Below are 10,603 nucleotides of genomic sequence, written 5' to 3'. Positions count from 1 at the left end.
TCTGGAAGGGGGAGGTCGGCGACAATTTCTTCGCCGCCGGCAAGTATCGGGAGGCGGCAACCATCTTGACAGACCTCGTGCTGGCGGAGGAGCTGCCCGACTTCCTCACGGTCCCGTCCTATCGGCGGTTTATGGCGGGGTCAGAGGGACGGGCGTGCCGATCCGGAGGTAGGTCGGCAAGGTCTATCTCCACGCTGTAGGCCGTGTTAACAAAGGAGATCCCCCGGGGATTCGGGTTGTGGGTCAAGGCTGCCTTTTGGGGAGCGGCTGTGTTTCGCGGGGATCTGACGGACGAGGAATGGGCGGTGCTTGGCGGGCTTCTGCCGCCTGAGCGCGGGTGCTGGGCGCGACCTGTGGGAGACAATCGGCGCTTTGTGAACGGCATGCTCCATGTGCTGCGGGTCGTCCGCCCCGCGTGGCTCCTTGGCGCTCTCGTCGATCGATGCTGCCCGAGCACCCGGCACACCCGCCTCTCGGACACGGGCAAGGTTGCCCGGACATGACCGATGCAACGGTGCCGGCGCGCGGGGCTCAATAGTTTCCCCGCGCCGCCTCCTGCAGGATCAGCTTGTCCAGCGTCAGGTCCGATATCGCTCGCCGCAGCCGCGCGTTCTCCCGCTCGAGCTCGTTGGCTACGCCGCCCGTCGGGTCAACCGCTACGCCTGGTCGACTTTCAGGCCGCCATACGCCTTGCGCCAGCGATAGTAGGACTGCTCGGTAAACCCGATCCGCCGACAGGCATCGGGACCCGTGCCGCCCTGCGCCAGCACGATCTCCGCCTCCCGAAGCTTCCCAATGATATCCTCAGGCTTGTGCCTCCTGCCAGCCATCCAAACGTTCCTTCCTGGTCCAAACTACGATAGTCGATGGACCTCTGAGATGGGGGCACATCAGGATCCGGACGATCCATGCTGCTTCGCGGGGCACCTATGGCGCTCCCCGGGTGGATGCCGAGCTGCCGGCCGAGAGCGTCGCCATAGCAAAGAAGCGCATGGCTCGGTTGATGCAAGCCGCTCGGATCGCGGGGGTGAACGTGCTGCCCTCCTCTACACGCTGATTGAGACCGCCAGGCTCAACGATGTCGATCCGCAAGCCTGGCTGGCCGACATTCTCGCGCGCATCGCCCACCATCCGGCAAGTCGGCTCGAGGAACTGCTGCCATGGAACTGGTCGCCACCACAAGCGGCGCTTGCCGCCTGATGGCGGCCCCGTCGCTGCTTTTCACCGCCCGCTCCGCAGCCACCCGCCTCGGCCCAGATGTCGACATAATCAACGAGCGCAGGGCGGAGTTCATGAAAGGCACCTGACAACGCCGCGGTCTTCGCCGGATAGATACACCAAAGCGGTTTATAGCAGAGAGGCCACCAAGCGTCGGTTCATTGCCGTCGCACAATTTTAATAACCAGCGCCAGGGCGCGACGCCTTGATCCAGCGAAATCGCTGAGCAAGGCCGCGGTCAGCGCGCCAGCGAGTCCGAGCATGCCGCCGATGAAGATGACTAGGACTGGGCGCAAATCAAGCAGGCTAACGCACAAAAGCGCTGGAAGCACGGCCCCAACCGCTGGCGCTAGGGCTGCTAGGACCTCTTCAGGTCTACCAATTCCGAGGGCGAGATGGCGTCGTCCGACTAACCAGCTGAGCAGCAAATAGGACAGGTTCGCTCCCACAGTGGCGCATGCCGCGCCAATGGCGCCGTAGCGGGGGATCAGAAGTCCAAGAAGGGCAAGGTTGACTAGTAGGCCGAGGCCACCAATCGCGAGCAGCGCCCCGGTCCTGCGCCGTAACTGAAAGGCAGCATCCGTGAAGAAATTGGCGAAGCCAAGGCTGCCAGCGCCGAAGCAGGCCAAGATGAAGATCGGCTGGGCACCGTCGCGGAATTCGGACCCTAGCGCAAGTCCGGTCAGAGGCCCCGATAAAGCGACAAGAATCCCGATGCCGAAGGCAAGACCGGCGATCGTAAATTGCCCAAACTGTAGCCAAAGTTGCCGGAAGCGCTCTGTCTCGCCGCTGTCATGCGCCCGGACGAGGGAGGGGTAAAAGCCACTGTGAACGATCGCCGCTAGGAGGATAAGCCCCTGGCCGGCCAGATCAAACGCCGCTGAGAACAGACCCGCTTCGCCCTCGCGGCCGGAAATCTGTAGGGCTACTCGACCAACTCCATTTATCGCCCCGCACAGCGCTAAGGATAGCGACACTGGAAGAGTCAGCATCAGACTTCGACGTAGGAACGACAGGGAAGGAAGCCGAAGATCGGCGACCCGCGGGAGGGGGGCGAGCGCGAGGATCGCACAGACAACGTGCGCCGCAACAAGCCCATGAACAGCCCCCGCCACACCGAATCCACCGCGGACCAGCAGGTAGGAAAGGCCGAGGCCGATAGCACCCTTGAGCAAGTGGAGGCAGGCAACCCGCGCAGCCTGCAAGCGAGCACGTGCAACAGCCATGGCAATTTCGAACACCGCATAGCTGACTGTGAAGGCGAAACCGAGAACAACCCATTCTTTGCTTGCCGGCACGAGGAGGGCGACGGTGCACGAAACGAGCGCCAGACCAACCACGGAAAGGCCCGTGGTAAGCAGAATCCCCCCGGTCAGCCGAGCTCCATCGGGTCCAGCATTGGGAAGCTCCCGATCCACCAGAATGCGCAGCCATTGCAGGACAGCAATGTAGGCAAGACCGGCTAGGAAAATCAGGACCGAATAGGTGCCAAATTCCGCCGGCTGCAGGATCCGGGTGAGGAGAGCGATGATGCCAATGCTGAATGCAGCGCCGCTAAGCCGGCCAAATGCGTGCCAGGCCAGCTGCTCTCCCGGCCCTCGAGTCGGAGCAGCGGTCACGTCATTGCTCCGACCCACGCCAGACGGGACGCCGGGTTGCATCGTGCCGACGTGCGTGTCATGAGACCGTTGCTGTTCGCACTTTCGAGTTTCCTTCGATGGGCGCCGCTCCGGCATCGATATAGACAGCTATGGCCCGCATCGCTTTCATATCCAACACCGCTGAGAGCATCGTCAACTTTCGGGGCCCGCTTATCCGCGACATGGTGGGGCTGGGTCACGAGGTGATAGCTCTTGCCCCGGATCATGATGCTTCCACGCTTGATGCGCTTAACCGAATGTCGTGTGTCTCTGGCTCCTTTTCGCTCTCGCGGACGGGTATGAACCCCGCGCAAGATGTGAAGACGATCATTAGCGTAGCCCGCGCACTGCGGAAATTTCGGCCTGATGTTGCTATCGCACGATCTGTAAAACCAGTGGTTTACGGCCTACAAGCAGCTAGGCTGGCGGGCGTGCCGCACAACTTTGCCCTTCTGGAGGGTCTTGGTTTCGTGTATACTGAGAGTGGTACAAAGGGCCTCGTCAAGCGGATGCTGCGGACGGGCCTTGATTTTCTATTTCGTAGCAGCTTGAGGATCGCAGAAAAGACAATTTTTCTAAACCCGGACGACATGGCGGAGTTTCAACAGCGAAGGCTTGTCCCGCCTGGCCGAGCCGTGTTGATCCGGGGGATCGGTGTGCCACTCGACGAATGGCCGTTGCTTGAGCCAAAAATTGATCCGCCCTGTTATGTTTTCGTGGGTCGCCTTCTAAGGGAGAAGGGGATTACAGAATTCGTGGAAGCCGCACGGATTGTTCGAGCGAAAATTGCTCGCAGCCGCTTCGTCCTATTGGGAAGCATCGACAGTAACCCCTCTTCGGTGGACGAGGGGACCGTTCGGGGATGGGTAGATGAAGGCCTTGTGGAATGGCCTGGCTTCGTAGATCCGCGAGATTGGTTTCGAGAGGCGACTGCTTTTGTTCTTCCCTCTTACCGTGAGGGTGTTCCGCGAAGCACACAAGAAGCGATGGCATCCGGACTACCGATCATTACCACTGACGTGCCTGGATGTCGCGAGACAGTGATCGACGGGCGCAACGGCTTTCTTGTCCCTGCGAGGAATGCGCCTGAATTGGCAAATTCAATGATTTTCTTGGCCGAGAACCCCACTGAAGTGCGCAAAATGGGTGCCGCAAGCCGAAAGTTGGCAGAAGAGTGGTTTGATATCCGGTCGATCAATACGGTCTTTCTCGAGACGCTGGGCCTTAGGACGGCAGGCAGGATTGCCGGTGCGCATTGACCAGAAGCTTTCCCCCTATCCGGCTCGTGGGCACAGAAATCCTGTGTTATTGGTGTTACTCTTGATGGGGGTTTTGGATCCCGATCCGGCCGCAGCCTACATCGATCCGAATATTGGTGGACAGATTTACCAAATTTTCTACCCGATATTCGCGCTTGTCGCCGGCGTGCTCGTCTTCATGCGAGAGCAATTGAAAATCATGGCAGAAAAAGTGATCTCAGCGTTTCGTAGAATGTTTCGGAATGATCCCTGATCTCCCTGTGTCGGCACGGAGGATCTCCTCCTTGGTAACCGGGCTTGAGACGGCGCTTGCAGCCTTGTCTTTCCCCCTGCTTCTGACGCTGCCGGCGCTTCTCGACTCTTTGTTGCACCACCTTCGGCCAGGAGAGGTCGCCCTGACGGCTGGTGCATGCGTGGCGTTGCACCTGCCGCTGGCCCTGGCCCTGATGGGCGTCTCCTTGGTAATCGCGTCCGCTTTCGGACCGAAGATCCAGGACAGCTGGTCGAGTTTCCTAGTTTCGTGGATTTTTTTGTTCGCCGCGTGGCTGGGGCTGGTCCCACTTTTGGGGGATATTGCGCCAGGCAGTCTATCAGGGGCCGTATTATGTTTGGTGATAGCAGCCTGGCTCGCGCTTCGTCATCCCCATGCCGCCCGGCAGGCACGAAGCGCCGGCATGGCGCTGGGGCTGGCGGTGCTACCGCTGGGCGTAGTTGCAGTCGTGGATGGTGCGCTAGCGTCACGGCCCGCGCCGCTGCCGCTGCCCGCCACGGGGGCGAAGGGGTCGAGGCCGGATATCCTGCTGATCTCGACGGACGCCCTTTCGGCCATGCACCTTGGCTCACATGGCTATCCCCGGCACACCAGCCCGGTCTTTGACAGGTTGGCCGAACGCTCGCTCCACTTCACCCAAGCCTACGCCGTCGCCAGTTTCACAGCGCCGGCGCTCGCCTCCTTAATGACAGGTCAGGACCCGCTCGGCCACAAGGTTTGGCACCTTAAGGCCCGGCTGAGCAACGAGGCGGCGGATCAAAGCATGCCCGCAACTCTGCGCCGGGCCGGCTACCGCACCCTTGCGGTGTCCACCAATCCATTCGGTGGTCCGCACAAGCTCGGCCTCTCTCGACATTTCGACGTGGTCCTTTCGGACCAGATGGCGCTGCCGGTCGGCTGCCTAGATCGCCTTTCTGCTTGGCTGCGCTTCTCCTGCCCGGCTTCTGATCTCGGTTTCACGCCTCTCGCTTTCGCCCTTGCCGGCAAGTTGGTGAAGGCAACTGCAGTGCCGGGCCACCATTACGATCCGGCTAGGGCGCTAGCGGCAGCTGAACGGTTGCTCATCCACCGGGTGGACGGGCCGCCACTGTTCCTCTGGGTGCATCTGATGCCTCCTCATGACCCCTATGTTGCATCCTCGCCGTTTGTGGGAATGTTCGATCCTTCACCTGACATGCGGACGATCTCCGGTTCTGAGCTCACTCATCCGCATTTTTGCTTCGCCAAGCTTGCGCCTGAAAAGCAGGCGTTGTTCCAAGCCCGCTATGACGAAGGAATTCGGGCAGTCGATTATGCAATCGGCCGGTTTCTGGTTTCACTCCAGAATACTGGGAGGCTTCGATCCACACTCTTGGTGTTAACCGCGGATCATGGGGAATCCTTTGCTTCCGACTATGGCGGTCACGGCGGGCCACGCTTGGACCCTGCGGTCATCCGGATTCCGCTGCTCTTTCATGGCGACATGGTGGTGCCGGCCAAGGTAGAAACCCCTGTCAGCCAAGTCGACATCGCACCGACGATCCTTGCCCTTGCCGGCGTCAGCATTCCCCGGTCCATGAGCGGGACCGTGTTAACAGACACGGGCGCCAGACGGGCGCGACCTGTGTTTGCCTTCTGGCTCGAGCCCGCCCGCGTGCGGGATGGACCGAGCGATGGTACCGCCAGCGTCATCAACTGGCCATGGCACTACACGGTCTACCTTGGCCAGACGGCAACCGATCCGAGGCTGACAAAATCGCTTAAATATCTTCATGCCGCCGGACCCGATCGCAAAAACATGATCTCGTCCAGACCCGACATCGTTAAGCGCCTGGAGGAGACGTTGAAGACCAAGTTGAAACAGGGAACAAGGTAATGCCAGCCCCCCGAAGTCTCTGGTACGGACAAAATTTGGGACGTTGGCTGTCTGCGCGCCAGTCTGGTTCGGGTAGACGCCGCCTCAGGCAACTCTTGTTCGATACCTGTTGGAGCCTCCAGTGTCGACTGCCTGCTCCAGATTCGGCTGATGTGGCTGTATTCATAGTTGGTTTTTGGCGCTCGGGAACCACGTATCTTCACAGCCTTCTCGCGGCACTTGCAGGGTTCACCGCTCCGACAACTGAGGCCTGTTTCCGCCCCGCCTCGTTTCGGCTGCTATCTTCGCCCGGGCGTCGCCGCGAACAGCGCCCGATGGACGATGTGCAGATCGATGCTCAGTCGGCCCAAGAAGATGAATTCCCTATTCTGCTGCTAGGAGGCCCCTCACCATATAGGGGATTTCTTGACTCTAGTCGACTTATGGAAAGTTTACAGGAATCTCTCTTAGATACGGACGGCCACGCAGCAGGGCTGCTTTCTGAATTCCTGCGCCACGTCTCTGCCGAGTCTCACGGTCGGCTAGTCTGCAAATCACCGGCACATCTTTTCCGGATTGCCTCGCTCCGTGCGCTGTGGCCCACCGCCGCATTCCTATATCTGGTTAGGGATCCTGTCCATGTTTACTGGTCCAATCTGCGCATGTGGGGGCGGATGAGCGCAATATACGGGGGGCACACCCCATCCGAAGCATGTATCGCCGAGTTCGTTTGCAGATCTTTTGAGTTAGCTGCTGAGGCCATACTCGAACTGTACAAACTACCCCGGGAACAAATGATTGTGGTCGACTATGAGCAATTGGTGCGGGCACCTGCCGATCAATGTAAAGCCCTGTTGCCGCGACTGCTAAATCGTGACTGGACCCCGGCAGATTCCGCGACCATTGCGCAAACCTGCGCGCGACTATCCGCCTGGCCGGCACGGACCGCTGCAGCACCCGACAGACGCGCCGCGAGGGCCATCGCCTCCTTCGCCGAGGCACAGAAGATGCTTCTCGCTACGCGAATGACCTGAAGCCGCCCGTCTTCAGCGAAACCCATCGATTGCAATCTCTGCCTGGATCGTCTTTGCGAGCGCCTTCTCGAGGGGGATCTCTGGACTGAACCCAAGCTCGAATGCCCGAGTTGCAAAAGCGGTGGACATGGCGAATTTTTCTAGTCGCTCGCGGGTAACGATCGGTCGACGTCCCGCCAGCCTGGAAAGGGCCGCCGATCCATTGGCAAGCGCCCCGGCGAGCGCCATCGGTAGCGGCAAGCGGGGCACCGTCCCCACGCCGCACTCTGCCGCAATGAGATTGACCAATTCCCGCATCGTCAGGTCCGGCTTGTCTACATAATTGAAAATTTCGACGCCTGCTGGCGCTGCTAGTCGGGTTTCGAGAAACGAAGCGCAATTATCTACATAACAGATTGACTTGACATTAGATCCGTCGCCGATCATCAGGAATTTTCGATTGTAGATCGCCCGCATGAGCTGGTAGATATTTCCTCGGTTGCCGTCGCCAAAGACAACGGTTGGGCGCACAATCTGCAAGCTTCGTGCCTCGGGATGTCCGGCCTGCCATTCCTTATAAACGGCCTCCGCCGCTGCCTTCGATTCGCCATATGGCACTGTGGGTTGCAGTGGCGATGTCTCATCCGCCGGCTCCAGTTCGCTAGACCGCCCATAAACCGCCACCGAGCTTGTGAATATGATACGATGGCAACCAACTTCCGTTGCCACCCTGCAGACATTCCGGGCACCTTCGACATTCACCTCAAAATAGAGGGAAACAGGTCTGACATCATCTCGATGCTCTGCAGCGAGATTGACGATCGTCGAACCAGATCGGATGACTTGACGAAGCCCGGCGGTATCCCGCACATCACAAAGATGGACAAGTTCCGGAAACGAGGCGCTTGGCTGTTTGTCGATAATCCGTACATTCACGTCTCCTCGCGCAAGGAGCCGACGAATAAGTCGGGTTCCGATGAACCCGCTTCCGCCGATCACGTCGATCAGGGTTACGTTGCTACCCTTGCCTTTATCGCTCATCCACCATCCTTTCAAAGGCGACAATCACGCTCATGACCGGCGCAATGCGGCACTAAACTATTCTGCGAGCACTGCCCATCGTCCCACGGCTTATCTCGGCCGCTCCAACAAGCACTCCACCGCGGACCCGAAGCGCTGCTAGAACGGTGAGCGCGAGACCAACCCAGAACATGGTGTTCCGGAGATTGTAGGTCGCGATGCTGTAAACCAGCGGCGCCAGCAACAGAATCCGCATTTTCCAATCGCGCCAATACAGAATTGCGGGTGTAATCATCACAAAAAGTAATAATAGACCTATAACGCCATAAGAAAATAGGACGCCGCCAATGGTTGAGTGAATCTCGAGAAGAAACCAGGTTTTTTCTGACCATCTTGAATTGACAGCCTCGCCTGCACCAAACACAAGGTAATGAGGAAATTTCCAAATCCTATCGTAGCCTCTTCCCTCCAGGCTTGTGAAGGCCCCGATCTCTGAGAACCTGTCGAGTATATTCCATCCCACCTGAATATCTAGCGCGAGATCAAACAACTCGTTAGAAGCGAACGCAAGAGAACCTAGAGCGAGAATCAAGGCCGCTCGCCCAAGAATCCGAATTATTTCTGAGGAGTTTTTCCAGTAAAAAGAGAGTTTATTTGCTAACAACATAATTAGAGACAGGAAGACGATGGACATGCCCAGGAACCCGGAGCGTGACGCCGACAGAACGACAGCTGGAAGGGCAATTGCAAATGCCGCGACCCCGACGCGCAGTGGGGCACCTATCGCGCGACCAATGGCCAGAACGGAAATCACATTCCAGATCAACCAGTGGGCCAGCTGGTTGGGATCGTTGAACGTCCCCGTCGCACGGATCGTTTCAAACGTTCTCCCAAGCCCTGAGACAATGATGGTCGTCTGTATCATCAGGGCAGTCAGGAGGACCCAGTGGCACCAGCGCAAAAACTGATCTAACCCCGTTCGAATGGCTGCGTTCACAAGTCCAACGACGATCATGAGGTTGAAGAAATAGTAGGCAGACGACAGGAGCGGCAAGACAACCCCATTGACGGCTGCAACAATGCTATTGACAGAAAGAGTATAGACGCAAAAAATAAAAGCGTTTCGCCACGGATTGTGAATTATAACCTCACCTTTGGCAAAAACAGCTAAGGCACCCCACGCCAGAACGATGTGCGAGATTTGAGGAAGTCCGCTGGACCAGAAGTAATAGGGACTAAGGAATATTCCAAGCAGAAAAAGAATGTTGGACAGCGCTTGGACTAGCGGTTGCCTCACCAAGGGCACACGCTCCGGCTCGCTTTCAAGCCATATCATTTCTAGGAATTTGCTGCTAACGGTTCCGGAACTCGCCGTCGACGGGCACCCAGCCAAGCTGCAGCAATCGCTGCCAGCATCAGCCCAAGGCCAGTCCCAACGCCTAGGCTTATCAGCGGAATTGGCCAGGTTGGGCGTGAGGAAACCGTGGCTGGCGTCAATGGCTCCGCCGCGAAGGGCGCAGCTGATGCAGCGAAGATGCGCGTTCGCTGCTGTTCGGCAAGTTCGGTTGCGAAGGCCTTCTGCAGATCTGACGATGGCTGGAACGGAATCTGGGCTTCAATGAACGCAATGCGCTTGCTAGACCGATCAAGGGCGGCATGACGCAGAAGACTGTCCGTCTGGTCGACGATCGTCAGCAGGAGTTGAAGCGAAAGATCTCGATCTCTCCCCTCGAAATTGAGACGAATGAAAGGGCTATCGGGATCTTCGACGATCGCAAGCCGCCGCCTCAGCAACTGTTGCATGCGACTTCCGTCGGGGGGCTGCCAAGCAAGTGCGTCAATCCCGAACGAATTTGCAAGCCAACCTTTCACAGCGGGAACAAAGCCATCGGGCGGACGCCAGCGGGCGGCTGATTGATCCCACTCCTGATGAAACAATCGGGTAGCAAGCGGTTTGTTGGCCACCAACCGGTCGGCCAGCGTCCTCGACTTGGCCACCTCGAAAAACTTGCGGAATTCCATCCCGCTTCTGCCGAAGGCACCGCCGAGTCCGGCCAGTGAGCCAAGGCTGCCAAGCCGCCCCAGCCCCTCCAGCCGCGACCCACTAGAGCCCTCCTGCAGCACTGGCGCGAGCGTGACGGTCGCGGTATATTTCGGTTCCGCGATAGAGAGGTGTATCAAGCCTGCGGCGAAACCAAGCACCGCACCCAAAGGCAGCAGGTACCAGCGCACGACGATGTCGCGCGCCACTCCCTCCAGAGAGAGAACATCGACGCGGTCACCAGAGACGGCGGAACGGAGGCCATGCATCAATGGCTCCCCGGGAAGACCAGACGACAATAGCCCCT

Annotated in this window: 10 protein-coding genes and 2 pseudogenes; 7 read left to right on the top strand and 5 right to left on the bottom strand. The window is 58.8% G+C overall.

Annotated features, from left to right (window positions below):
- Positions 1-401: 401 nt before the first annotated feature.
- Positions 402-830: pseudogene (locus tag ACWIQA_RS00965) on the bottom strand (transposase); the annotation flags it as partial.
- 113 nt (positions 831-943) lie between these two features.
- Here ACWIQA_RS00965 and ACWIQA_RS00960 point away from each other — a divergent pair.
- The 3 genes and pseudogenes from ACWIQA_RS00960 to ACWIQA_RS00950 all read left to right on the top strand — a co-directional run bounded on the left by ACWIQA_RS00960 (position 944) and on the right by ACWIQA_RS00950 (position 1,307).
- Complete coding sequence (locus ACWIQA_RS00960; protein WP_448581196.1) at positions 944-1,057, top strand: hypothetical protein; 114 nt, start codon at positions 944-946, stop codon at positions 1,055-1,057.
- Positions 1,015-1,200, top strand: a pseudogene (locus tag ACWIQA_RS00955) (transposase domain-containing protein); the annotation flags it as partial. The gene ACWIQA_RS00960 and the pseudogene ACWIQA_RS00955, both read left to right, overlap by 43 nt.
- Positions 1,161-1,307: a hypothetical protein gene (locus tag ACWIQA_RS00950; RefSeq protein ID WP_448581197.1), complete on the top strand. Its 147-nt coding sequence runs from the start codon at positions 1,161-1,163 to the stop codon at positions 1,305-1,307. The pseudogene ACWIQA_RS00955 and the gene ACWIQA_RS00950, both read left to right, overlap by 40 nt.
- Positions 1,308-1,376: 69 nt before the next feature.
- Here ACWIQA_RS00950 and ACWIQA_RS00945 read toward each other — a convergent pair whose 3' ends face one another.
- Positions 1,377-2,837: a lipopolysaccharide biosynthesis protein gene (locus tag ACWIQA_RS00945; protein WP_448581195.1), complete on the bottom strand. Its 1,461-nt coding sequence runs from the start codon at positions 2,835-2,837 to the stop codon at positions 1,377-1,379.
- Positions 2,838-2,968: 131 nt separating this feature from the next.
- Here ACWIQA_RS00945 and ACWIQA_RS00940 point away from each other — a divergent pair, with 131 nt between their 5' ends.
- From ACWIQA_RS00940 to ACWIQA_RS00925, 4 genes are read left to right on the top strand one after another with little or no spacing between them, the layout of a single operon-like run.
- On the top strand, positions 2,969-4,117 hold the full coding sequence (locus ACWIQA_RS00940; RefSeq protein WP_448581194.1) for a glycosyltransferase family 4 protein: 1,149 nt from the start codon (positions 2,969-2,971) through the stop codon (positions 4,115-4,117).
- Positions 4,107-4,370: a hypothetical protein gene (locus ACWIQA_RS00935; RefSeq protein WP_448581193.1), complete on the top strand. Its 264-nt coding sequence runs from the start codon at positions 4,107-4,109 to the stop codon at positions 4,368-4,370. Before ACWIQA_RS00940 ends, ACWIQA_RS00935 begins: the two co-directional genes overlap by 11 nt.
- Before the next feature lie 31 nt (positions 4,371-4,401).
- Positions 4,402-6,243, top strand: coding sequence for a sulfatase (locus ACWIQA_RS00930; RefSeq protein ID WP_448581192.1), 1,842 nt, complete (start codon positions 4,402-4,404; stop codon positions 6,241-6,243).
- A complete protein-coding gene (locus tag ACWIQA_RS00925; RefSeq protein WP_448581191.1) occupies positions 6,243-7,256 on the top strand; it encodes a sulfotransferase family protein in 1,014 nt (337 codons plus the stop codon). The genes ACWIQA_RS00930 and ACWIQA_RS00925 overlap by 1 nt, the downstream gene beginning before the upstream one ends.
- Positions 7,257-7,268: 12 nt before the next feature.
- On the opposite strand, the gene ACWIQA_RS00920 is transcribed toward ACWIQA_RS00925, so the two are convergent.
- Genes ACWIQA_RS00920 through ACWIQA_RS00910 form a run of 3 tightly spaced genes read right to left on the bottom strand, consistent with a single transcriptional unit; the run spans position 7,269 to position 10,565 of the window.
- Positions 7,269-8,276, bottom strand: coding sequence for an NAD-dependent epimerase/dehydratase family protein (locus tag ACWIQA_RS00920; protein WP_448581190.1), 1,008 nt, complete (start codon positions 8,274-8,276; stop codon positions 7,269-7,271).
- A 52-nt stretch (positions 8,277-8,328) separates the two neighbouring features.
- Positions 8,329-9,591 (bottom strand): hypothetical protein, encoded by a 1,263-nt coding sequence (locus ACWIQA_RS00915; protein ID WP_448581189.1) that lies wholly within the window; start codon positions 9,589-9,591, stop codon positions 8,329-8,331.
- Between the two features lie 2 nt (positions 9,592-9,593).
- The gene (locus ACWIQA_RS00910) at positions 9,594-10,565 is read right to left on the bottom strand and encodes a hypothetical protein (protein ID WP_448581188.1); all 972 of its coding nucleotides are present in this window, start codon (positions 10,563-10,565) and stop codon (positions 9,594-9,596) included.
- Positions 10,566-10,603 lie beyond the last annotated feature (38 nt).

The organism is Thermaurantiacus sp. (genome assembly GCF_053487655.1).
The sequence above is the reverse complement of the archived record's forward strand: the minus strand, read 5'-3'. Positions and strand labels throughout refer to the sequence as shown.

Excerpts from the sequence above, each read along its gene's own strand:
- ACWIQA_RS00950 (WP_448581197.1), top strand. The coding sequence starts at position 1,161 with ATGGAACTGGTCGCCACCACAAGCGGCGCTTGCCGCCTGATGGCGGCC.
- ACWIQA_RS00940 (WP_448581194.1), top strand. The coding sequence starts at position 2,969 with ATGGCCCGCATCGCTTTCATATCCAACACCGCTGAGAGCATCGTCAAC.
- ACWIQA_RS00925 (WP_448581191.1), top strand. The coding sequence starts at position 6,243 with ATGCCAGCCCCCCGAAGTCTCTGGTACGGACAAAATTTGGGACGTTGG.
- ACWIQA_RS00920 (WP_448581190.1), bottom strand. The coding sequence starts at position 8,276 with ATGAGCGATAAAGGCAAGGGTAGCAACGTAACCCTGATCGACGTGATC.
- ACWIQA_RS00915 (WP_448581189.1), bottom strand. The coding sequence starts at position 9,591 with ATGATATGGCTTGAAAGCGAGCCGGAGCGTGTGCCCTTGGTGAGGCAA.
- ACWIQA_RS00910 (WP_448581188.1), bottom strand. The coding sequence starts at position 10,565 with ATGCATGGCCTCCGTTCCGCCGTCTCTGGTGACCGCGTCGATGTTCTC.